21 protein-coding genes are annotated in these 21,850 nt (G+C 62.0%); all 21 read right to left on the reverse strand.

Annotation, left to right across the window (positions count from 1 at the left end; all coding sequences use genetic code 11):
* The 21 genes from VIM61_15145 to VIM61_15245 all read right to left on the reverse strand — a co-directional run bounded on the left by VIM61_15145 (position 1) and on the right by VIM61_15245 (position 21,832).
* Positions 1–1,305, reverse strand: coding sequence for a S41 family peptidase (locus tag VIM61_15145; protein ID HEY8901746.1), 1,305 nt, complete (start codon positions 1,303–1,305; stop codon positions 1–3).
* Positions 1,302–1,964 carry a biotin--[acetyl-CoA-carboxylase] ligase gene (locus VIM61_15150; protein ID HEY8901747.1) on the reverse strand — a complete coding sequence of 221 codons (663 nt, stop codon included), beginning with the start codon at positions 1,962–1,964 and terminating at the stop codon, positions 1,302–1,304. Before VIM61_15150 ends, VIM61_15145 begins: the two co-directional genes overlap by 4 nt.
* Entirely contained in the window at positions 1,957–2,784 is an 828-nt protein-coding gene (nadC, locus tag VIM61_15155) for a carboxylating nicotinate-nucleotide diphosphorylase (protein HEY8901748.1), read from the reverse strand. Before nadC ends, VIM61_15150 begins: the two co-directional genes overlap by 8 nt.
* Positions 2,781–3,845, reverse strand: coding sequence for a ribonuclease D (locus tag VIM61_15160; GenBank protein ID HEY8901749.1), 1,065 nt, complete (start codon positions 3,843–3,845; stop codon positions 2,781–2,783). Before VIM61_15160 ends, nadC begins: the two co-directional genes overlap by 4 nt.
* Positions 3,842–4,438 (reverse strand): NADH-quinone oxidoreductase subunit C, encoded by a 597-nt coding sequence (locus VIM61_15165; protein HEY8901750.1) that lies wholly within the window; start codon positions 4,436–4,438, stop codon positions 3,842–3,844. Before VIM61_15165 ends, VIM61_15160 begins: the two co-directional genes overlap by 4 nt.
* Before the next feature lie 9 nt (positions 4,439–4,447).
* Entirely contained in the window at positions 4,448–4,972 is a 525-nt protein-coding gene (nuoB, locus tag VIM61_15170) for an NADH-quinone oxidoreductase subunit NuoB (protein ID HEY8901751.1), read from the reverse strand.
* Positions 4,973–5,031: 59 nt separating this feature from the next.
* Positions 5,032–5,769 carry a LysM peptidoglycan-binding domain-containing protein gene (locus tag VIM61_15175; GenBank protein ID HEY8901752.1) on the reverse strand — a complete coding sequence of 246 codons (738 nt, stop codon included), beginning with the start codon at positions 5,767–5,769 and terminating at the stop codon, positions 5,032–5,034.
* 69 nt (positions 5,770–5,838) lie between these two features.
* Positions 5,839–6,297 carry an SsrA-binding protein SmpB gene (gene smpB / locus VIM61_15180; GenBank protein ID HEY8901753.1) on the reverse strand — a complete coding sequence of 153 codons (459 nt, stop codon included), beginning with the start codon at positions 6,295–6,297 and terminating at the stop codon, positions 5,839–5,841.
* A 27-nt stretch (positions 6,298–6,324) separates the two neighbouring features.
* On the reverse strand, positions 6,325–6,537 hold the full coding sequence (gene rpoZ, locus VIM61_15185) for a DNA-directed RNA polymerase subunit omega (protein HEY8901754.1): 213 nt from the start codon (positions 6,535–6,537) through the stop codon (positions 6,325–6,327).
* Between the two features lie 114 nt (positions 6,538–6,651).
* A complete protein-coding gene (tsf, locus tag VIM61_15190; GenBank protein ID HEY8901755.1) occupies positions 6,652–7,278 on the reverse strand; it encodes a translation elongation factor Ts in 627 nt (208 codons plus the stop codon).
* 109 nt (positions 7,279–7,387) lie between these two features.
* On the reverse strand, positions 7,388–8,098 hold the full coding sequence (rpsB, locus tag VIM61_15195) for a 30S ribosomal protein S2 (GenBank protein ID HEY8901756.1): 711 nt from the start codon (positions 8,096–8,098) through the stop codon (positions 7,388–7,390).
* Positions 8,099–8,143: 45 nt separating this feature from the next.
* On the reverse strand, positions 8,144–12,250 hold the full coding sequence (rpoC, locus tag VIM61_15200) for a DNA-directed RNA polymerase subunit beta' (GenBank protein HEY8901757.1): 4,107 nt from the start codon (positions 12,248–12,250) through the stop codon (positions 8,144–8,146).
* Positions 12,251–12,295: 45 nt separating this feature from the next.
* A complete protein-coding gene (gene rpoB / locus VIM61_15205; GenBank protein ID HEY8901758.1) occupies positions 12,296–16,093 on the reverse strand; it encodes a DNA-directed RNA polymerase subunit beta in 3,798 nt (1,265 codons plus the stop codon).
* Positions 16,094–16,373: 280 nt separating this feature from the next.
* Entirely contained in the window at positions 16,374–16,757 is a 384-nt protein-coding gene (gene rplL, locus VIM61_15210; GenBank protein ID HEY8901759.1) for a 50S ribosomal protein L7/L12, read from the reverse strand.
* 137 nt (positions 16,758–16,894) lie between these two features.
* Positions 16,895–17,407: a 50S ribosomal protein L10 gene (gene rplJ, locus VIM61_15215; GenBank protein ID HEY8901760.1), complete on the reverse strand. Its 513-nt coding sequence runs from the start codon at positions 17,405–17,407 to the stop codon at positions 16,895–16,897.
* Positions 17,408–17,446: 39 nt separating this feature from the next.
* Positions 17,447–18,148: a 50S ribosomal protein L1 gene (gene rplA / locus VIM61_15220; protein HEY8901761.1), complete on the reverse strand. Its 702-nt coding sequence runs from the start codon at positions 18,146–18,148 to the stop codon at positions 17,447–17,449.
* A gap of 58 nt (positions 18,149–18,206) precedes the next feature.
* The gene (gene rplK, locus VIM61_15225; protein HEY8901762.1) at positions 18,207–18,635 is read right to left on the reverse strand and encodes a 50S ribosomal protein L11; all 429 of its coding nucleotides are present in this window, start codon (positions 18,633–18,635) and stop codon (positions 18,207–18,209) included.
* 117 nt (positions 18,636–18,752) lie between these two features.
* Entirely contained in the window at positions 18,753–19,190 is a 438-nt protein-coding gene (locus VIM61_15230) for a DUF420 domain-containing protein (GenBank protein ID HEY8901763.1), read from the reverse strand.
* A 32-nt stretch (positions 19,191–19,222) separates the two neighbouring features.
* Positions 19,223–19,855 (reverse strand): SCO family protein, encoded by a 633-nt coding sequence (locus tag VIM61_15235; GenBank protein ID HEY8901764.1) that lies wholly within the window; start codon positions 19,853–19,855, stop codon positions 19,223–19,225.
* 22 nt (positions 19,856–19,877) lie between these two features.
* Positions 19,878–20,774 carry a heme o synthase gene (cyoE, locus tag VIM61_15240; protein HEY8901765.1) on the reverse strand — a complete coding sequence of 299 codons (897 nt, stop codon included), beginning with the start codon at positions 20,772–20,774 and terminating at the stop codon, positions 19,878–19,880.
* Between the two features lie 26 nt (positions 20,775–20,800).
* Positions 20,801–21,832: a COX15/CtaA family protein gene (locus VIM61_15245; GenBank protein ID HEY8901766.1), complete on the reverse strand. Its 1,032-nt coding sequence runs from the start codon at positions 21,830–21,832 to the stop codon at positions 20,801–20,803.
* Positions 21,833–21,850 lie beyond the last annotated feature (18 nt).

Consider the following 21,850-nt stretch of genomic DNA (forward strand, 5'->3'; position numbering starts at 1 on the left):
TCAGCCCTTGTTCGGAGAGCCCGTGGCGCGGCCCGTGTAGAGCAGCACGCCCGTCAGCGCGTCGACCGCGCGATCCAGCTGCGGATCCTGCACGCGGTTCTTGTCCTGCGCCACCCCGGGCATGTCCTTGCGGCGGCGGCTTTGGTAAAGCTGCGCCTCTTCCTCGAGCGTCAGCGCGCACCGAATGTCGGGCGTCACGCCATGCTCGTGAATCGGCCGTCGGCTCGGCGTGAAATACTTCGCCGTCGTGAATCGCATCGCCGAGCCATCCGGCAACGACACCACGCTCTGCACCGAGCCTTTGCCAAACGTCGTTTCCCCGACGAGAATGGCGCGGCGCAGGTCCTTGAGGGCTCCCGCCACGATTTCCGAGCCACTCGCACTGGAGCCATTGATGAGGATCGCGAGCGGGTATTTCCGCGGGCCGCCCTTCACCTCGCGCGTTGTGTATTCGCGCGCCGGCGAGCGCCCCTCGGTCGAGACGACCTTCGTATTCGGCGGCAAAAATTCCGAGCATACATCCACCGCGCTGCCGAGCAGCCCGCCGGGATTGAACCGCAGATCCAGCACCAGCGCCTCCATGCCCTGCTTTTCGAGCTTCCCGAGAGCGGCGTCGAGTTCCGCTGCGGTCGGCTCGTTGAACTGCGTCAGCCGCAGGTAGCCAATCTTGCGCGCGCTGCCGCTGGTCGACGGCAGGATCATCGCATCGACGACGCTCGGCACCTTGATCACCGCGCGAGCGATCGTGAATTCCTTCAGCTCATTCGTCACGGGCCTCGAAATCGTCAGCGTCACTTTTTCGCCCGCCTCGCCGCGCAGCATGTCCACCGCGTCCGACATCGACATGCGGTCGGTCGCCGTGCCGTTGATCTTTCGAATCTGGTCGCCGGGCTGCAACCCCGCTTCGAAGCCCGGCGTGCCCTCGGCGACGCCGATGAGCGTCAGCAGGCCATCCTTCGTCGTCACGGTTACACCAAGTCCGCCAAACTCGCTCTTCGTATCCTCCTGCATCCCCTTGAAGTCCCGGGGATCCATGAAGGCGCTGTGCGGATCGAGCTCCGACAACATTCCCCGCAGCGCGCTGTAGGTGAGCTCGCGAAACGAGATCTTCTTGTCGTTCACGTAATCCTGCCGGATCAGCTGCATCGCCCGCGCGAGCACGTGCATGTTTTCGTAGGGAGAATCCTCGCCGCTCTTCGGGTCCGCCCCCAGCGGCTGCTCCGCGGAATCGTCCTGCGCGTGCAAAATTCCCGGTCCCCAACCGACGACCAGTCCGCACAGAATCGCGACAAATGCCTGCTTCATGGCCGGAAACTAGCACAAACCGCCGGCCGCGAAAGCGCCGCGTAGGTATCGAGAATCCCGGCGTCGGGCTCCTTCGCGGGATCGTAGACGGAAGCAATTTCCGCCAGCACCGCCGCAGCCACGAGATCACGATCCCATGTCCTCCCGCCCTCGATCGCCAGCGAAGTCGCACTGGTTTGCAATTCCAGCGGAAAATCGCCGGCCGCGTGGTTCACGTTGATCCCGATCCCCACCCCGACGAACACCTCCCGCCCCGTGCGCGCCTCGCTCAGGATTCCCGCCAGCTTTCGCCCCGCGCAGAACACGTCGTTCGGCGCCTTGAGCCGAATTTCGAGCCCCGTGTGCGCCGCGAGCGCGCGCACCGTTGCCACCGCGATCAACGGAGTCATTTGCGCGAGATTCGCGACCGGCCAGCGCGGCCGCAACAACAGCGAAAACCAAAGCCCGAGGCCGGGCCGCGAATCCCATCGCCGACCGAACTGCCCCCGCCCGCGCGTCTGCGTCTCGGCAAAGACCGCCAGTCCCTCGGCTTCGCCGCCCTCCGCGGCGCGCAGCACGAGGTCGTTCGTCGACTCCGTTTCGCGAAACACCGACGCCCGCCAGAAGCCTCCCGCAGGCGCGATCCGGTCGCGATCCAGCAGCGCAAAATCCTCAGGCATCAGCAAGCAACTCGAGCGACAGATCGAGCGCCGGCGCCGAGTGAGTCAGCGCGCCGATGGATACGAAATCCACGCCGGTTTCCGCCGCCGCGCGAATATTTTCCAAGGTGATGCCGCCGCTCGCCTCGAGCTGCACCCCGGTCGGCCGCAGGGCCACGGCTTCCCGCATCATCGCGGGCGGCATGTTGTCGAGCAGCACGACATCGATTCCCGGCGTTCTGAAAAATTCGCGCACCTGCTCCAGCGTATCGGCCTCGACTTCGACGCGCAGGCCGGCCGCCTTCGCCGCCGCGATTCCCGCCGCGAGCGCCGGCGCATTGAGACCGCCGGCGAGGTGATTGTCCTTCACCATCACCATGTCGTAGAGCCCCGCGCGGTGATTCGTTCCCCCGCCCGCTCGCACGGCATCCTTCTCGAGCAGGCGGAAGCCCGGCGTCGTCTTGCGCGTATCGAGCAGCCGACAATTCGTGCCCGCAATGGCGTTCGCATACCGCCGCGTCTGCGTCGCAACGCCCGAAAGCCGTTGTAAAAAATTCAATGCCGTGCGCTCGCCGGTAAGGATGGACCCCAGCGAGCCTTCCACTCGCAACACTTCGGAGCCCGGCGCAAGCGCGGCGCCGTCCGCAAGCACGGCCTCCACCAAGAGGGCGGGATCGACGCGTCGGAAGACCTCGCCGGCAACCTCGATACCAGCAAGCACGCCAGCCTGCCTGGCAATGATCCGGGCGCGACCGCGTCGGGCGGAATCCGTAAAATGCCGCACCGTGACGTCGCCCGGTCCGATGTCCTCGCTCAATGCGAGATCGATAAGATCGCTCATGCCATCGGCGCCGGGACTTCCAGCCCGAGCAACTCTCGCTGCCAGCGCATCAGCGCCGGGGAAGCGGGATCGATCGAGGTCGCTTCGAGAGCACCTCTCGAAGCAAGGATCGCCGGATCGATCTGAAGGTCCGCCGCGATGCGATCACGCACCGCCTTGAGTTCATCGAAGCGCTTCAACTGCTCGTTCGTGCGCCGCTTGCCGCGCTTGCGCTCCAGCTTCGGCCACTCCGCCTCCGGCACCTGCAGCGCCAGAGCGAGCGCAACCTCGAAGCTGCGCCGCCGCCGATTCGCCATGCGCGGCGTGGAAAACGGCCGGCCGGAGCTCGCGCAATCCGCCACCCGCAGCAGATCTTCGTTGCCAATCACGTGAAACGGCGGCCGGTCCCACGCGCGCGATTCCGCGTCGCGCCAGAACCACAGCACGCGGAGCACCGACTGCGCCCGCGGGCTCAACCGCGCCGAGCCGGAAATGCGCCACGCATTTTCCTCGTCGCGTTCTCGCACCTCGCGCGAGGCGGCGACCATCCGATCGCGCGATTCGGTGAACCACGCCCAGCGCCCCAGACGATGCAGTTCCGCCTCGATGCGCTCGGCGAGTTCGAGCAGATACCGCGTGTCGTTGATCGCGTAGTCGATCATCTCCGGCGGGAGCGGCCGGCGCGCCCAGTTCGCCTTCTGTGACGATTTCGAAAGCTGCACGCCAAAGTGCTTTTCGACGAGAGCGCCAAGGCCAAGCTGATCCACCCCGCACAGCCGCGACGCGATCATCGTATCGAAAATCTCGCGAGGCTCGAACGTTCCCACGCGGCGCAGCATCCGCAGGTCGTAGTCCGCACCGTGGAAGACCACTCGCTTGTCGGACACCGCGTCGAGCAAAGGCTGCATCGGCACATTGGCGAGCGGATCCACGAGCGCATGCTCGGTCGGCGTGCTGATCTGAATGAGGCAAAGCTTCTCGAAATAGCAGTGCAGGCTGTCCGCCTCCGTATCGAAGGCAATGACGGACAGATCGGTAATGCGGTCGAGAAGTTCCTCGAGGCCGGCGGCGTCGGTAATCAAGGCTCGGCGACAAACTTGTCCTTCGGCGGCAACGGAGGAAGGTGGCGGGCTCGGGGTTCGCGCACCTGGGTGGTGCCATCCGTGGGGGCCGTGACGAAAGGACCGCCCTGCAGCGGCGCGACATCGGTGAAGGCGACATCCGGCACATCGCTTGGGAGACCTTCAAGGGGAAAATCCTTGCGCAGCGGGTAGTGCGGGTAGCCTTCCCACATCAGGATGCGGCGCAGGTCGGGGTGTCCCTTGAAACGAATGCCCATCATGTCGTAGGCCTCGCGCTCATGCCAGTTCGCGGTCGGCCAGAGATCGGAAACGGTGGGCGCCTCGGGTTCTCCCTCGGGCAGACGGTATTTCAGACGCAGGTGCTGGCCGGCGGCCATCGAGTAGAGTTCGTAAACGACCTCCCAGCGCGGCTCGCTTTCGAAATGATCGACCGTCGCGAGGTCGACGAAGTAATCGAAGCCCAGCACGTCACGGCAGAACTGCGAAATCTCGTGAGCCCGCTCCGTCTTGACGGTCAGCGACATCTCGCCGCGGAATTCCTTCTTTTCGAGAATCGCGTCGGCGAACTCCGCCTCGAGCCTGGAAACAACCATTTCCATCGCCTACGCCGCCTCCACGGGTTTCTTGCGCTGATCCGCGATCGCGTGCTCGCCCATGATCTTGTGCTGCAGCTTCATCAGCCCATCGAGCAACGCCTCGGGGCGGGGCGGACACCCGGAAATATAAACATCCACCGGCAACAGGTGGTCGATGCCCTGCAAGACCGCGTAACTGCGATACATGCCGCCACTGGAGGCGCAGGCCCCCATCGCGATGCACCATTTCGGCTCGGGCATCTGATCCCAGATCCGTTTCACCGCGTAGGCCATCTTGTAGGTCACCGTGCCCGCGACGATCATCACATCGGACTGCCGGGGCGAAAAGCGCATCACTTCGGCGCCAAACCGGGAAATATCGAACCGCGCGGACGAAGCCGCCATCAGCTCGATCGCACAGCAGGCCAGCCCCATCGGCATGGGCCACAAAGAGTTGCCGCGCATCCAGTTGATCGCCGCATCGAGCCGGGTGAAAATGACGTTTCCCTCAACCTTCGAATCGTAGGCAAGCGGGCTGGTCACATTGCTCATATGCGGAGGCTATTTGACCCGATCGACGAAGCAAGGTGGAAGTTGCCGCCAGCCGACTCTCACTGCGGAATGATGAGAGTCTGCCCGACTTTCAGGTTCACCCCGCCGTTCAGCTGATTTTGATTCGCATCCGCAATATCCTTGTAACGCTGCGAATTCTTGTAAAACCGCCGGGCGATGCTCGCGAGCGTGTCGCCCTTCTGGACCACATAGGTCCGCGTCTCCTTGCCGACGGCCTTCTCCGCTGTCGCTGTCCTCGGAACAGTGGAAAACCCTTTTGCGTCCCGAGGAGCCTTCCCTGCTTCCTTGGCGGTCGGCCGTTTGCGCGCCTCGGTCAGTTCGGCCTGCACCCTGGCAAGCTGCTCCTGGAGGCGAAGATTCTCGTTCTTCAACCGCGCCGCCTCGCGCTTGGTCATGATGCCACTCTCCGCTGCGCCCGCGGCCATCTCGAGCTCGATGCGACTGATGAACTGCGCGACCTCCTTTTTGCTCGCGGCGTCATCCGACATCTTCAGATAGCGGCGAAAATGGTGCAGCGCCGAGATCGGGTCCTTGAGCTTGTCGTCGTAAATCAGGGCAAGGCTGTAGTGGATCCTGGCCGAAGCCGGAGTGCCATCCAGCAGCGACTCGTAGAGTTTGACGGCCCGGGAATAATCGCCGGCCTTCTGGGCTTCACTCGCCTGCTCTTCGACCTTGGCCTTCGCAGCCGGGAGGGAAAACTGATCGCAGGCGGACAATCCCAGCACCAGCGCACCGACGGCCACCGCCGAAAACGAACGAAAAAACGGCATGCTCATGGTATTGCCGAAGGAAATTTCGAAGCGCGAGCGAAAACCGGCCCGACCTTGCTTCCGACCTTTGTCGTTTTACCGGCGGCGGTTGAAATTTGCGGCGACGCGGGCGGCCTCGCGGGATTCGTCCCGCTTTTTCACATCGGCGCGCTTGTCGCCGGCGACCTTGCCCTTCCCCACCCCGATCTCGACCTTCACGCGGCCGGACTTCCAATAGAGCCGAAGTGGAATGAGCGTCCGGCCGCTGACGTTGGACTCGCTGAAAAGCTGCTCGATCTCACGACGATGGAGCAACAAACGCCGCTTGCGCTTCGGCTCGTGCTGTTCGTGGCTGGCCCGTTCGTAGGGCTGAATGTCCACGTCGAAGACGTAAGCCTCGTTCTTCTCGATGCGGGCGTAAGAACCCCGCAAATTGACGTGGCCGGCCCGGATGGACTTGACCTCCGTGCCGAGCAACTCCAGCCCGGCTTCGAAGCGGTTCTCGATCTGGAAATCGTGGAACGCCTTCCGGTTGGAGCAAATTTCCGCGGACATCACGCCGGGCACCGCGCGGGCGGCGCGTTAAATCGCGTCGAGTTCGACGGGATCCTGAAACGTGAGCTTGCCGGCGAGGATTTCCGCAAGCGCCACGTCGGCGAAGGTCATGCGAGGCTCGACTTCCACGTGGGGACGAACTCCGCTGCTGAGCTGGCGCACACGGCGCGAGACGACATTGATGAGAACCTGCTTGTTCTCAATGACCTTGTTGGCGTCCTCAAGGAGTGTGTAATTCATAGATAAATGGCGGAGCCGGGAGAGCTGTTCAGTAGATGCTTCGGTGCGGGATCGGTCAAGGCGGATCGTGAAGCCGGGCGGATCGATCGATCCGCCCCGCATCGCGAAAGGCCCTTATTCGGCGGCGGCGGTCGCTTCGTCAGTCGCGAGTTCCTCGCCCACCTGATAGCGGACGAAGCGACGAATGATGATGTTTTCGCCGAGTTCCGCGATCTTGCTGTTCACGTAGTCCTTGATCGTAAGATCGGGATTCTTGATGAACGCCTGCTCGAGAAGGCAGATCGTGCTGTAGAACTTGTCGACCTTACCATCGACGATTTTTTCGACGATGTTGGCCGGCTTGCCCTGAACCTGCGCGCGAAAGATGTCGCGCTCGCGCTCGACGATGGCGGAATCGACCTGCTCGCGGGAGACGCAGGTGGGATTCGCTGCAGCGATGTGAAGCGTGATGTCCTTCACGAACTCGCGGAAGTTTTCGTTCTTGGCGACGAAATCCGTCTCGCAGTTGATTTCGACGAGCACACCGACCTTGCCCTGAAGGTGAATGTAGGAGGCGCAGACGCCTTCCTTCGCGGCGCGACCGGCCTTCTTGGCGTTGCCGGCCATGCCCTTCTTGCGAAGAATTTCATCTGCCTTGACGAGGTCGCCGCCCGCTTCTTCGAGCGCGCGTTTGCAATCCATCATGCCCACGTTGGTTTTGTCGCGGAGCTGCTTGACGAGTGCGGAAGTGATTTCGGCCATGAGTTTTAAAATCGAAAAGTGGGAAGGATGAGGTTTTCAGACGAAGACGCGGACAGAATTCCGGAATTTCGACAATTCCGTAAATTCTGTCCGTAGATCTTCGGGGAGACTACTCCGAGACAGCGGAGAGGTCGGCGTCCTGCGCCTTGGCGCTGACACCACGAGCGCTCGCGATGGCGTCGACGAGCTTCTGCAGGATCACGCGGATCGAGCGAATCGCGTCGTCGTTGCCGGCGATTGGGAAGTTCACGCGCTCGGGATCGCAGTTCGTGTCGACGATCGCGACGATCGGCACACCGAGGCGGTTGGCTTCGGCGACGGCGATCTCCTCGCGATTCGTGTCGATGATGACGAGCGCGTCGGGCAGCTTGTCCATCTCGAGCACGCCTTCGAGATTCTTGCGCATGCGGGAGGCCTCACGCTTGAGCGCGGCCATTTCCTTCTTACCCACGCCGCTGCCGGTCGGGTTCTTTTCGAGTTCGTCGATCTCGCGGAGGCGCTTGACGCTCTTGCGGATGGTCGTGAGGTTCGTGAGCGTGCCGCCGAGCCAGCGCTGGTTCACGTAGAACTGGCCGCTGGCGATCGCCGCTTCCTTGACGGCTTCCTGGGCCTGCTTCTTGCATCCAACGAAGAGAACCTTGCCGCCGCCCTTGACGAGGTTGTGCAGGTAGGTCGTGGCCTCCTCGAGCTGCTCGACGGTCTTGCCGAGATCAATGATGTAGATGCTGTTTTTTTCCTCGAAGATGTAGTCCTTCATCTTCGGGTTCCAGCGTTTGGTCTGGTGGCCGTAGTGGACGCCAGCCTCCAGGAGTTCGGTCATCGTTTCCATTTTGGAAGAGTTGCTAGTTGTCATGCCGGTCAGTGGTTAGATGGCCTCTTGCTCGAGTTCGACGGGTTCCGGTTCGGCGATAGCTTCGCCGAGCGAGACCAGCTCGAACTCACGGTTGGCCGGGAAACCTGTGCCGGCGGGGATCAGGTGGCCCATGATTACGTTTTCTTTGAAACCGCGCAGGCGGTCGGATTTGCCCAGTGTCGCAGCCTCGGTGAGGACACGGGTGGTATCCTGGAACGATGCGGCGGAGATGAAGCTGTCGGTCTCGAGCGAGGCCTTGGTGATACCGAGCAACACGGGGGAAGCCTCGGCGGGCTTGCCGCCCTTCTCGATCACGGTGGCGTTCTCCTGCTCGAAGGCGAGGCGGTCGATCTGATCGCCCCAGAGGAGCGTCGTGTCGCCCGGATCGGTGATCTTCACCTTGCGGAGCATTTGACGGACAATGATTTCGATGTGCTTGTCGTTGATTTCGACACCCTGGAGACGGTAGACCTCCTGCACTTCGTTGAGCAGGTGTTCCTGAAGTTCCTGAGGTCCGCAGATTTCGAGAATCTCGTGTGGGACAACCGGACCTTCCGTCAGCTGCTGGCCCTTCTTCACGAAGTCGCCCTTGAAAGCGATGATGTGCTTGCTGAGCGGGATGAGATGTTCCTCTTCCGCGCCGGTTTCCACATCGCGAACGATGAGACGGCGCTTGCCGCGAACGGTGCCCCCGATGTCAACGACACCGTCGATCTTGGCGATCTCGGCAGCGTCCTTCGGACGACGGGCTTCGAAGAGTTCGGCCACACGCGGCAGACCGCCGGTGATGTCCTTCGTCTTGGCGATCTTACGCGGGGTCTTGGCGAGACGCGTGCCGGCCTGCACCTTGGATTTCTCCTTCACCTCGACGTGAGCGCCAGCAGGAATCGAGTAGCTGGCGAGAACTTCGCCGCTCTTCTCGTCCACGATGACGATCTGCGGATGGAGGTCTTCCTTGTGCTCGATGACGACCGTGCCCATGACGCCCGTGGTCTCGTCGATCTCCTTGCGGATCGTGACGGCCGGAATCATGTCGCGGAATTCGATCTTGCCCGACTTCTCGGTGATGATCGGCACGTTGTAAGGATCCCACTGGATGAATGTGTCGCCCTTGGAGACGTGATCGCCGTCGGCGACCGAGATGACCGAGCCGACCACGACATTGTAGCTCTCGATTTCGCGGCCGTCCTTCGCATGAAGGGTGACGGAGCCGTTCTTGTTCAGGACGATCCACGTGCCATCGAGCGCCTGCACCGTGCGAAGGTCGTTGAACTTCACCTGGGCGTCGTTCTTGGCCTTGATGATCGGCTGCTTGAACGTCTGGCTGGCGGTGCCGCCGACGTGGAAGGTTCGCATCGTGAGCTGCGTGCCGGGTTCGCCGATCGACTGGGCGGCAATGATGCCCACCGCGTCGCCGAGCTTGACGTCGCCGCCAGTCGCGAGATTACGGCCGTAGCAGCGTTTGCACACCCCGCGCTTGGATTCGCAGGTGAGCACGGAACGGATCTTGAGCTGCTCGATGCCGATCTTCTCGATCGCGTAGGACGGAGCCTCGTCGATGATCTGGCCGGCCTTGATGATAATGGAACCGGAAACAGGATCTTTCACCGTTTCGCAGCTGGCGCGGCCGACGATACGGGCCGGCAGCGCGACAACCTCTTCGTCACCTTCGTAGATCGGGCGAACGATGATGCCGTTCACGGTGCCGCAATCGTCTTCGGTGATGATGACGTCCTGCGCAGCGTCGACGAGCTTGCGGGTCAGATAACCCGAGTCCGCCGTCTTGAGCGCGGTGTCGGCGAGACCCTTGCGGGCGCCGTGCGTGGAAATGAAGTATTCGAGCACCGACTGGCCTTCGCGGAAGTTCGAGATAATCGGACGCTCGATGATTTCGCCCGAGGGCTTGGCCATGAGGCCGCGCATGCCGGCAAGCTGCTTGATCTGCGTGCGATTACCGCGAGCACCGGAGTCCACCATGATGAACACCGGGTTCATCTCGGGGCGTCCGTCGTTGTGCTGGAGCGTGCGGAACAGGGCGTTCGCGACTTCTTCACCCGTGTGGGTCCAGACGTCCTGCACCTTATTCTTACGCTCGCCGTCGGTGATGATACCGCGGTGGTATTGCTTCGAAACCTCGGCAATCTCCTTGTAAGCCTTCTCGACGAGACCGGTCTTCTCCTTCGGAATGATCATGTCAGACACACCGATGGAAATGCCCGCACTCGTCGCGGCGCGGAAGCCGGCGATCTTGAGGCGGTCGAGGGTTTCGACGGTCGCGGCCTGGCCGGAGACCTGGTAGCAACGCCAGATGATGTCGGAGAGCTGCTTCTTGCCGCAGACCTTGTTGAAGAAGCCAAGCTGCTTCGGCCAGATCTGGTTGAAGGTCACGCGACCGGCGGTCGTCTCGAGGATGCGCACATTGGCATCGCCGTAGACCGTCTTCACCCCGAAGTCGGGGTTCTTGAAGCGAATCGGGCTGTGGGTCTTGATCGAGCCTTCGCTGAGCGCGAATTCGACTTCCCAGGCCTCCCCGAAGAGCGGGGTGCGACCCGTGTCGGGGATTTCACCCGGACGCGGCATCTGCGTGAGATAGTAGCAACCGAGCGGAATGTCCTGCGAAGGCGTGGTGATCGGCTTGCCGCTCGAGGGCGAGAAGATGTTGTTCGGCGCGAGCATGAGCAGGCGCGCTTCCATCTGGGCCTCGATCGAAAGCGGAACGTGCACGGCCATCTGGTCACCGTCGAAGTCCGCGTTGTAAGCGGTGCAGACGAGCGGGTGAACGCGAATGGCCTCGCCTTCGATCAGGATCGGCTCGAAGGCCTGGATCGAGAGACGGTGCAGGGTCGGCGCGCGGTTCAGGAGGACCGGATGGCCCTTGGTGACCTCGTCGAGAATGTCCCAGACTTCGGGCGTCTGGCGCTCGATGAGCTTCTTGGCGCTGCGCACGGTGTGCACGTAGCCGAGTTCCTTGAGGCGACGAATGATGAACGGCTCGAACAGGACGAGCGCCATCTTCTTCGGAAGACCGCACTGGTTGAGCTTGAGTTCCGGTCCGATGACGATGACCGAACGGCCAGAGTAGTCGACACGCTTGCCGAGAAGGTTCTGGCGGAAGCGGCCGCCCTTGCCCTTGAGCATGTCGCTGAGGGACTTGAGCGGACGATTCGCGGCCCCGGTGACGGCGCGACCGTGACGACCGTTGTCGAAGAGCGCGTCCACGGCTTCCTGAAGCATGCGCTTTTCGTTGCGAATGATGACTTCCGGCGTCTTGAGTTGCAGGAGCGTCTTGAGACGGTTGTTGCGGTTGATGACGCGGCGATAAAGGTCGTTGAGGTCGGACGTCGCGAAACGGCCGCCTTCCAGCGGAACGAGCGGACGCAGATCCGGAGGGATAACCGGCAGCACCTGCAGGATCATCCACTCGGGACGGGTCTTCGAGGTCGCAAAGCCCTGGACGAGCTTGAGGCGCTTGGCGAGCTTCTTCCGGAGCTGCTTGCTCCGCGTCGAGGTCATCGCCTGCTCGATCTCATCGTTGAGGGAGGCCAGATCGAGCTGCTCGAGAAGCTTCTTGATCGCTTCCGCGCCCATGCCGGCGACGAAGTTGTCGCCATACTGATCCTCGGCTTCGCGGAATTCCGCTTCAGTGAGGAGCTGGCACTTCTGGAGCGGGGTGTTGCCCGGATCGATGACGATGTAGTCCTCGTAATAGATCACGCGCTCGAGCTGGCGGCTCGTCATGTCGAGCATGAGGCCGATGCGCGAAGGCATGCACTTGTAAAACCAGATGTGCGAAACCGGAACGGCGAGTTCGATGTGCCCCATGCGCTCGCGGCGCACGCGGGACTGCGTCACTTCGACACCGCAGCGGTCGCAGACGGTGCCCTTGTGCTTGATGCGCTTGTATTTCCCGCAGGAGCACTCCCAGTCGCGGGTCGGACCGAAGATACGCTCGCAGAAAAGGCCGCCCTTCTCCGGCTTGAACGTCCGGTAGTTGATCGTTTCGGGATTCTTGACTTCGCCCTTGGACCACGCGCGGATGGACTCCGGCGAGGCGACGGTAATGCCGACCTCGTCAAATCCCTCCGATTTCTCGAAGGCCGCGCCGGTCAACTCTCTCAAGCTGTTTTGAATCATAGCTATGCTTTTTTCTGATTTGGCGGGCTTTTAGGCTGCGGTGTCCGTGATGGCGAAGGGATCGGTGCCGCCGACTTTGACATCGAGACCGAGGCCCTGCATTTCCTTGATAAGAACGTTGAACGATTCCGGCGTGCCGGCCTGCAGCGAGTTGTCGCCCTTGACGATCGACTCGTAGATGCGCGTGCGGCCCTGGACGTCGTCCGATTTGACCGTGAGCAATTCCTGCAGGGTGTAAGCGGCGCCGTAGGCTTCGAGCGCCCAGACTTCCATTTCGCCGAAGCGCTGGCCGCCGTATTGGGCCTTGCCGCCGAGAGGCTGCTGGGTAACGAGGCTGTAAGGACCGACCGCACGGGCGTGGATCTTGTCCGCCACCAGGTGGCCGAGCTTCAGCATGTAAATGATGCCGACCACGACCTGCTGGTCGAACTTGTCGCCGGTGCGTCCATCATAAAGCGTGGATTTACCGGTTTCGTTGATCCAGGTGTAGCCCTCCACCTTCTGAGCTTCGCGGAGATACTCACGAATCTTCGGTTCGGCGATACCGTCGAACACCGGGGTCGCGACCGAGAAGCCGAGCGCGCGGGCGGCAATACCGAGATGCGTCTCGAGAACCTGACCGACGTTCATTCGGCTCGGCACGCCGAGCGGGTTGAGCACGATGTCGACCGGGGTGCCGTCCGCGAGGAACGGCATGTCCTCCTCAGGCACGATCTTGGCGACCACGCCCTTGTTACCGTGACGACCGGCCATCTTGTCACCGACGGAAAGCTTGCGCTTACTGGCAATGTAGACCTTGACCTGCTTGATGATGCCGGGGTCGACATCATCGCCGCTCTCCACGAGGCCGATTTTCTCTTCCTTCTCGCGGTTGAGTTCCTCGAACTTGTGTTCGAACTGGCCAATGATCTCGCGGATCTTGTTGCGGATCGGGCTCGGGTCGATTTCGACGTGTTCGTAGACGGAGGCGAGCTTGCGGAGCAGCTGCTTCGTGATCTTGCGGTTCGCTGGGATGATGATTTCGCCAGTCTGGGCGTTGACCACGTCGAGCGGGATCTTTTCGCCAAGCAGGACGTTGGAAAGGGCTTCCGTGAGCTGTTCGTGGAGCTCGTCCTCGCGACGCTTGTGATCCTCGAGGATCATCTTCTGCTGCCGTTTGGATTCGGTCGGGGTCATCTTGAGACGCGCGACTTCCTTCTTCGAGGAAACTTTCACGTCCATGACGATGCCGTAGGTGCCCGAGGGAACCGTGAGCGAAGTGTCCTTCACGTCGGCGGCCTTCTCACCGAAGATGGCGCGCAGAAGGCGCTCTTCGGGAGCAAGTTCCGTCTCGGATTTCGGCGTGATCTTGCCGACGAGAATGTCGCCCGGCTTGACTTCCGCACCGATACGAATGACACCGTCCGGACCGAGATTCTGCAACGCTTCCTCGCTGACGTTCGGAATGTCACGGGTGATTTCTTCCGGCCCGAGCTTCGTGTCGCGGGCGCCGATCTCGAATTCGTCGATGTGGATGGACGTGTAGATATCCTCCTTCACGACCTTCTCGGAAATCAGGATCGCGTCCTCGAAGTTGTAACCGTTCCAAGGCATGAACGCGACGAGCACGTTGCGACCGAGGGCGAGTTCGCCATTCTCCGTATTCGGACCGTCGGCGAGCACATCACCCTTCTTGACCTTCTGGCCCTTGGCCACGATCGGCTTCTGGTTGATGCAGGTGCTCGCGTTCGAACGCATGAACTTGCGCAGTTCGTAAACGTAGACGCCGTTCGAAGGGTCGTGCTTGATCTTCTTCTTGCCCTCGGGGAGTTCGCCGTCATTCGTGACGGTGATGTAACTGCCCGTGACCGAGGCGATGATGCCGTCGGATTCGGAGCAGATCACGGCGCGGGAATCGCGGGCCACGCGGCCTTCGATGCCGGTGCCGACGAGCGGCGCGTCCGAAATCAGAAGCGGCACACCCTGGCGCTGCATGTTCGAGCCCATCAGCGCGCGATTCGCATCGTCATGCTCGAGGAACGGGATCAATCCCGCCGCGACGGAGACGAGCTGCTTCGGCGACACGTCCATGTATTGGACCTGATCCGGAGTGGCTTCAACGAAGTCGCCGCGATGGCGCGAGGAAACGGTCTCGCCCGTGAAGGCGCCCTTGGCGTCAACCGGAGCGTTCGCCTGCGCGATGTAAAAATTCTCTTCGCGATCGCCGGTGAGGTATTCGACCTGATCGGTCACCTTGCCGTCGACGACCTTGCGGTAAGGCGTCTCGATGAAACCGAAGTCGTTCACGCGAGCGAACGTCGAAAGCGAGCTGATAAGACCGATGTTCGGGCCTTCCGGCGTCTCGATCGGGCAGATGCGGCCGTAGTGCGAGGGATGCACGTCACGGACCTCGAAGCCGGCACGGTCGCGGGAAAGACCACCAGGTCCAAGAGCCGAGAGACGGCGCTTGTGGGTGAGCTCGGACAGCGGGTTCGTCTGATCCATGAACTGACTCAGCTGCGAGCGACCGAAGAAGTCGCGCACGACGGCGGAAAGGGCCTTCGGATTGATCAGCTTCTGCGGCGTGATGTGCTCGGTGCCCGCATCATAAAGGGTCATGCGTTCACGAACGAGACGCTCGGTGCGGGCAAGGCCCACGCGGCACTGGTTCGCGAGAAGTTCGCCGACGGTGCGGACGCGGCGGCTGCCGAGGTGATCGATATCGTCGACCATGCCCTCGCCACGGCGAAGCTCGAGCAAATACTTCATTGCGGCCACGAAGTCTTCCTTCGTGAGCACACGGATCGCCTGGTCGACCTCGACCTCGAGCTTCTGGTTGATCTTGTGACGGCCCACGCGGCCGAGATCGTAGCGCTTCGGATCGAAGAAGAGGCGCTTGAGCATGTTGCGCGCGTTCTGAACGGTCGGAGGATCGCCAGGGCGCAGCTTGCGGTAGATGTCCTTGAGAGCCTCGTCCTCGTCGTGAGCGGGATCCTTCTTGAGGGACTTGATGACCGTGTCGTCGTTCTTGGTGTCAACGACCTGCACGGAGGTGTGACCGAGGCTCAGGAGCTGGGTGACGGTGGTCTTGTTGAGCGGCTCGAAGGCGCGGGCGACGGTGATTTCCCCGTCAAGAATGTCGGCAATAAGAACCTTGGTCGCGATTTCCTCTTCGTCGAGCTTCTCGGAGAGCTTGAGCGTCTCGATGTCATAGAAGAGACCGATGATGTCGGAGTCGGAGCCGTAACCGAGCGAGCGCAGGAAGGTCGTCGCAAGGAATTTGCGACGGCGCTTGCGACGATCGAGATAAACGTAAAGCAGATCGCTCGTGTCGAACTGAACTTCGAGCCAGGATCCACGGTCGGGAATGATGCGGAAGCTATGGAGCAGCTTGCCATTGAGGTGAACATCCGTCTCGAAACAGATGCCCGGCGAACGGTGCAGCTGACTGACGACCACACGCTCGGCGCCATTGATGACGAACGTGCCCTGCGGCGTCATCAGCGGGATTTCCCCCATGTAGACCTTTTCTTCCTTCGTCGCGTGCTCGTCCTTGTAACGGAACGTGACGTAGAGCGGGGCGCTGAAGGTCTGGCCCTCGCGCTGGGACTCGAGCGCACCCATCTTGGGCTCGCCGAGATCATAGCTCACGAAATCGAGGCTGGCCTTCTCCTCGAAGCCAAAGATCGGGAAAAACTCGCGGAAAACGGCCTGCAGGCCGATATCCTTGCGCTTGGAGGGTTCCACTCCCCGCTGGAAAAATTCGTCGTAGGAATTGATCTGGAGTTCGATCAAATTTGGCGGCTCGATGGCCTCCTTCAACTTCCCGAAATGAAGACGCTTGGACATGGGCAGTGGGTGAACGATTGGAACGATTGGGACGGACTTCCGCCGGGGTCAGACTAACGAGTGCGAGTCGCCGCCAGCGAAAACGACAAAACGCCCGCACGACGAATACCATTCGTCTTTGCGAGGCGGAAACTGGCGGCGGCGCGGAATCGCTGGATCAGAACCTTGGGCAAAAGGGTGAGGGTAGAAAGTAGGACTGCGCCGGACGAAGGGCAATAAATTTCTAGATTTTCTTCGAAAAATTTTATTGTTGGCCCCTTCGTCCGAACGCAGGGATGAATTACTTGATTTCGACGGTGGCGCCGGCGGCTTCGATCTTCTTCTTGATCTCTTCCGCTTCTTCCTTCGTCACGCCTTCCTTGAGGGCCTTCGGAGCGCTTTCGACGAGGGCCTTCGCTTCCGCGAGACCCAGACCGGCGACCGCGGCACGAACTTCCTTGATGACGGCGATCTTGTTCGCGCCGGCACCAGTGAGGATGACGTCAAAGCTGGTCTTCTCTTCCACAGCGGCGGCTTCACCACCACCAGCAGCCGGACCGGCGGCAACCGCGACGGGAGCGGCGGCGCTGACGCCCCACTTCTCTTCGAGCTGCTTAACGAGGTCGGCGATTTCGAGAACGGTAAGACCGCTCAGCTTGTCAACGAGTTCAGATGTATCTGCCATGGTGTTCTTTCTTTGGTGTCGTCGCGCCCCGAAGCCTCAGGGCATTTAAGAATCCGCAGCCGCGAATCCGACGAGGAACCGATTGTGTTTTGTGTTTGGGTGCTCGCAGCGCGTGGCTTCTACGCGATGCGAAAGGGTTACTGGGCGGCGTCGGCCTTGGCCTGGAGGACGCGCGCGAGGCTGGCGCCGGGCTCGTTGAGCACGCGGACGAACCGACTGGCCGGGGCCTGAAGCAGACCAAGGAGGGTGGCCTGAAGGACCTGCTTCGAGGGCAGATCGGCCAGGGCCGCAACCTGGGCGGCGTCGAGAGCGGCGTTATCAAGGACGCCGGCCTTGACGACAGGCTTCTGGAATTCCTTGGCGAAGGTCTTGAGAATCTTCGCGGCGGCGCAGATGTCGGATTCCCCGGTGACGACGGCATTCTGGCCGGCGAGGGACTTGGAGAGGTCGGGCATGCCGAGCTCCTTGGCCGCAATCTTGATGAAGCTGTTCTTGACGACGTTCAGCTTTGCACCGCTACCCGCAAGGCGATTGCGGAGTTCGGCGAAATGCGGAACGGTCATGCCGCTATAATCGGCAACAATGAGGAAGGGCGAACCCTGGAACTTCGAGCGGAGGTCCTCGACGACGGTGGCTTTCTCAGGTCTCATGGAGTGAGTAAATGGTTGATGGTTGAGAGTTGAGAGGCCTTAGTTCTTGAGGAACGGAGCGGCATCGACGGTGAGGCCGGGCGACATGGTGGCGCTGAGCGTGATCGCTTCGACGAAAGCCCCCTTGGCCGTGGCCGGACGGGACTTGATCACCGCAGAGATGACCGCGCTGCCGTTTTCGAGAAGAGCGTCTTCGTTGAAGGAGAATTTTCCGACGGGAACGGCGATGTTTGCGTTCTTGTCGAGCTTGAACTCGACGCGGCCGGCCTTGACTTCCTTGATCGCGGTGGCGGTGTCGTCGGTGACAGTGCCAGTCTTGGGATTCGGCATGAGGCCGCGCGGTCCAAGGACCTTGCCGAGCTTACGCACTTCGGACATCGCGGCGGGCGTGGCGACGGCAACGTCGAAATCCTGGAAACCACCCTGGACCTGCTTGATGAGGTCTTCAAAACCGACGTATTCGGCACCGGCGGCGCGAGCGGCCTCCGCGGCGGAACCCGTGGCGAACACGAGAACGCGCACGGATTTGCCGGAGCCATGCGGCAGCGGACAGGTGCCGCGGACCATCTGGTCGCTCTGCTTGGGATCAACCCCGAGCTTGAAGGAAAGCGTGACCGTCTGGTCGAACTTGGTGGCGGGAAGCGTCTTGAGGAGCTTCACGGCATCCCCGAGCGCGTATTTCTTCTTGGCGTCCACCAACTCAGCGGCGGCGCGGTAACGTTTGCTACGTGTCTTTTGCATGATGTTTTGCAGTGCCAGCGACCTTCACGGTCTCCTGCGGTTATGGGTTTGAAAAAGCTCAGGACTCGACAACTTCGATGCCCATCTGGCGGGCCGTGCCGCAAAGGGTGCGGTAGGCGGCCTCTTCGCTGTTGGCATTCATGTCCGCGATCTTGATCTTCACGATGTCCATGACCTGCTTCTTGGTGAGCGTGGCGACCTTGACCTTGTTCGGCTCCTTGGAACCGGCGGCGATGTTCGCAGCCTTCTTGAGGAGGATGCCGGCGGGCGGGTTCTTCGTGATGAACGTGAAGCTCTTGTCCTTGTAGACCGTGATGACGACGGGAAGGATATCGCCCGACTGCTTCTGCGTGGCAGCATTGAACTCCTTACAGAACGCCATGATGTTCACACCCTGCTGACCGAGGGCAGGACCCACGGGAGGCGCGGGGTTTGCCGAGCCGGCTGGAATCTGGAGCTTGATGGTTGCGACAACTTCTTTGGCCATGATGTAAAAAGGGTGCGCTGGCGGGCAGCGGGAAAAAGAGTTTGGAAAATGCCGGACTTTTCCCGGAAGGTCAAGAGGCTTTTTCGCGGAATTCCAAAAATTCCGGAGGCCGACGATCTAGAGATTTGCCGGCGGGAACCATTGGTAAAGCCAGAAGTAGACGAGGACGCCGGTGAAGGAAACGTAGAGCCACACAGGCATCGTCCACCGTCCCATGCGCCGATGCTTGTCAAACCGGGCCCGCAGGGCCGGGACGACGGTGCAGATGATCATGGGCAAAACGGCGATCGCCAGGACGGTGTGAGTGCCGAGAAGCCAGTAGTAGAAGGTCTTTGGCCAGCCGGGATGCGTAAAGTAGGTGACGTGCCCGGCCTTCAGAAAGTGGTAGGTGAGATAGCAGGCCAGAAAGAGCGTTGAGGTCGCGAGGGCCGTGACCATGCACGCGATGTGAGCGCGCTTACGCTCGTGCCGGATGAACCACCAGCCGGAGGCGATGAAGATCGTGCTGAGGGCGTTGAGCGAGGCGTTGATGGGCGGAAAAACGGAAGGGTCCATGCAGATCGAGAAAGTAATAACGTCTGTCGGGATCACCGGGATGCACGGGCTTCCTGGCGAAGGTTTTCGATGTCCTGAAGGAGATTTGGTAGCAGCGCCGGATCGGCAAGGTCGTGGTAGGCCCGAATCCTGCCCGACTGGTCCACGACGACGAACTTCTGGGAATGGATCGGAGCCCCCTCTCCGTCCTTCGCAAGCGCAAGGAGCATTCCCCTGGTGGAGAACGTCTCGATCGCGGCGGGGTCGCCGGTGAGAAAGAACCATCGCGCGGGGTCCGCGCCAAAGCGTTCGGCGTATTTCTTCAGGACGGCAGGCGAATCGTATTCCGGATCGACGGTCACGCTGACGAGGCGCACGTCATCGGGGCCGACGGCGAGCGCGCGCTGGAGCTCGCTGAGGCGCTCGGTCATCACGGGACACGGGCCGGCGCAACGGGTGAAGATGAAGTCGGTGATCCAGATCTTCCCGGCGAGGTCGGCGCGCTTGACCGGCGCGCCGGTCTGGGCGGTGAAGGCGAAGTCGGGCGCGGTGGCCAGCTCGGGCAGCGGCGGGAGGGCCGGGCGGCGAGCGGTTTTCAATTGCGTCCAGGCGAGCGCGAGCACCGCGGCGCCCGCGGCGAAGGCAATGGCCCAGCCGATGCGGGGAATGCGGGACGGAGTGGACATGCGAAACGGACGGCAAACCCGCTTAACCCCGGTGCGTGGCGACGAGCAACGCGAGCAGGACGGGCAGATAGATGATCGAAGTGAAGAACAACGCGCGGGCGGATTCCCGGGTGCGGACCCGCGCGAACTGGAGGGCGAAGCCCGTGAAGATCGCCCCGCACAGTAGAGATCCGTAGAAATAGAGCTGCGAATTGAGGCCAATGAACGTCGGCGCGACGCTCACGATCACGAGGCAGAGCGAATAGAGGACGGCCTGGCGCGAAGTGGCACGGCCGTCGGAATCATGACTGGTGAGGAAGACGAAGCCGGCGTTTGCGTATTCGTCGCGATACATCCAGGCGATCGCGAGGAAATGCGGCATCTGCCAGAACCAGAGGATCGCGAAGAGGACCCAGCCGGGCAGACTGGCCTGACCGGTGGCGGCGATCCAGCCGATGAGTGGTGGCAGCGCCCCGGGAATCGCACCGACGAGCGTGTTCAGCGAACTCACCCGCTTCATCGGTGTGTAAACGAGGACGTAGATTACGATCGTCGTGAAGGCGAGCACGGCAGCGAGCGAGTCGACCAGCGCGAGGCACGCGACGCCGAAAATCGAGAAGAAGGCCCCGAACATGAGGGCGTCCTTCGGATGCATGCGCCCGGCGGGGAGCGGGCGGGTGCGCGTGCGGCGCATGAGCGCGTCGATGTCGCGTTCCCACCATTGATTGAGCGCGGCCGCTCCCCCGGCGCTGAAGGCCGTTCCGACGAGCGTCGCGGAAAGCGCGACCCACGAGAACGTCTCCCGAGCCTGCCCGAGCAGGTAGCCGACGAGCGTGGTGGCCAGCACGAGCAGCGACAGCCGGGCCTTCACGAGTTCGGCCATATCGCCCAGAAGCGACGGGGCTTCGGCGGTTTCGGTGGTGCTGGCGGCGGACTTCATGGATGCGGGCTACGGGAATCCACCAATCAGGCGGACACGCGGGAATACTCCGGTGCGCCGGAAAATTCGAGCGATTCCTTGGCCGACTCTCCCCGCATGGTGAAAAATCGAAAGGTCAGGAGCACGGACGTGACGAAGGTGAGCGCCCCGAGCGCCATGTGCGCGGTGGCCACGTCGGCGGCTTTGTTCGACCAGATGGTCCAGGCACCCAGAAGAATCTGCACAACGATCACGGTCGCCAGGAGCAGCGTCATGCGGCGCGCTCCGCCAGTCGTGCCCCGGGTGCGCCAGACCAGCGCCGCGACGAGCGTGAAGATCGCCGCGGCGATGAACCGGTGGGCCATCTGCAGCCAGATGAGTTCCGCATTGGTCGGCACCACGTCGAGCGCCGCACGCTTCGCGTTGATGGCCGCGATCGCCGCCGCACTCGTGTCGGGCAGGATTTTTCCATAGGCGAGCGGGAAATCGGGAATCGAGAGGCCGGCGTGCGCGTGACGCATCGTCGCCGCGACGGCGAGCTGGCTGAGCACCGTGACCGACAACGCGAGCGCGAGTGCCCGGGCGCCGCGCGGAGCCAGCTCGAGCGTCCATCGGCCCGCGATGAACGAACGGCTCGTAACGACCGCGACAATCGAGATCAGCACGAGAAGAAGCTGCGCGAGGATGCCGTGCACGATGCCGATCTGCGATTCGTTGAGAATCACGCGCAGGCCGCCAAGCGTGCCCTGCAGGCCGCCAAAACCGAGGGCGCACCAGCCCAACACCCTCACCCAGCGCCGGGGCTCCGCGATCATCAGCCAGACGACGAGCGCGAGGACGAAGCCGCCCACGCAGCTGGCCATCAGCCGGTGCGTGTGCTCGTAGAAAATGGGGCCGACCCACATCGAGACGGGAAAAAGGAACATGTTGTAGCCGAAGGAGGTCGGCCAGTCGGGGACCGCCATGCCGGCATTTCGTGACGTCACCGAGCCCCCGCTGATCACGACGATCCACGTCCAGACCGCGATAAAAACGGCGAACCAATGGAGAAAGCGGCGGGAAAGCGGCAGGTTGTTCATGCTGGACGAGCCGGATGT

This window comes from Chthoniobacterales bacterium (assembly GCA_036569045.1).
Classification (GTDB): domain Bacteria; phylum Verrucomicrobiota; class Verrucomicrobiia; order Chthoniobacterales; family JAATET01; genus JAATET01.

What these genes read in the sequence shown, in the direction of transcription:
- VIM61_15145 (HEY8901746.1), bottom strand. Translation starts at nt 1,305, where the DNA reads ATGAAGCAGGCATTTGTCGCGATTCTGTGCGGACTGGTCGTCGGTTGG.
- VIM61_15150 (HEY8901747.1), bottom strand. Translation starts at nt 1,964, where the DNA reads ATGCCTGAGGATTTTGCGCTGCTGGATCGCGACCGGATCGCGCCTGCG.
- nadC (HEY8901748.1), bottom strand. Translation starts at nt 2,784, where the DNA reads ATGAGCGATCTTATCGATCTCGCATTGAGCGAGGACATCGGACCGGGC.
- VIM61_15165 (HEY8901750.1), bottom strand. Translation starts at nt 4,438, where the DNA reads ATGGTTGTTTCCAGGCTCGAGGCGGAGTTCGCCGACGCGATTCTCGAA.
- nuoB (HEY8901751.1), bottom strand. Translation starts at nt 4,972, where the DNA reads ATGAGCAATGTGACCAGCCCGCTTGCCTACGATTCGAAGGTTGAGGGA.
- VIM61_15175 (HEY8901752.1), bottom strand. Translation starts at nt 5,769, where the DNA reads ATGAGCATGCCGTTTTTTCGTTCGTTTTCGGCGGTGGCCGTCGGTGCG.
- smpB (HEY8901753.1), bottom strand. Translation starts at nt 6,297, where the DNA reads ATGTCCGCGGAAATTTGCTCCAACCGGAAGGCGTTCCACGATTTCCAG.
- rpoZ (HEY8901754.1), bottom strand. Translation starts at nt 6,537, where the DNA reads ATGAATTACACACTCCTTGAGGACGCCAACAAGGTCATTGAGAACAAG.
- tsf (HEY8901755.1), bottom strand. Translation starts at nt 7,278, where the DNA reads ATGGCCGAAATCACTTCCGCACTCGTCAAGCAGCTCCGCGACAAAACC.
- rpsB (HEY8901756.1), bottom strand. Translation starts at nt 8,098, where the DNA reads ATGACCGAACTCCTGGAGGCTGGCGTCCACTACGGCCACCAGACCAAA.
- rpoB (HEY8901758.1), bottom strand. Translation starts at nt 16,093, where the DNA reads ATGTCCAAGCGTCTTCATTTCGGGAAGTTGAAGGAGGCCATCGAGCCG.
- rplL (HEY8901759.1), bottom strand. Translation starts at nt 16,757, where the DNA reads ATGGCAGATACATCTGAACTCGTTGACAAGCTGAGCGGTCTTACCGTT.
- rplJ (HEY8901760.1), bottom strand. Translation starts at nt 17,407, where the DNA reads ATGAGACCTGAGAAAGCCACCGTCGTCGAGGACCTCCGCTCGAAGTTC.
- rplA (HEY8901761.1), bottom strand. Translation starts at nt 18,148, where the DNA reads ATGCAAAAGACACGTAGCAAACGTTACCGCGCCGCCGCTGAGTTGGTG.
- rplK (HEY8901762.1), bottom strand. Translation starts at nt 18,635, where the DNA reads ATGGCCAAAGAAGTTGTCGCAACCATCAAGCTCCAGATTCCAGCCGGC.
- VIM61_15230 (HEY8901763.1), bottom strand. Translation starts at nt 19,190, where the DNA reads ATGGACCCTTCCGTTTTTCCGCCCATCAACGCCTCGCTCAACGCCCTC.
- VIM61_15235 (HEY8901764.1), bottom strand. Translation starts at nt 19,855, where the DNA reads ATGTCCACTCCGTCCCGCATTCCCCGCATCGGCTGGGCCATTGCCTTC.
- cyoE (HEY8901765.1), bottom strand. Translation starts at nt 20,774, where the DNA reads ATGAAGTCCGCCGCCAGCACCACCGAAACCGCCGAAGCCCCGTCGCTT.
- VIM61_15245 (HEY8901766.1), bottom strand. Translation starts at nt 21,832, where the DNA reads ATGAACAACCTGCCGCTTTCCCGCCGCTTTCTCCATTGGTTCGCCGTT.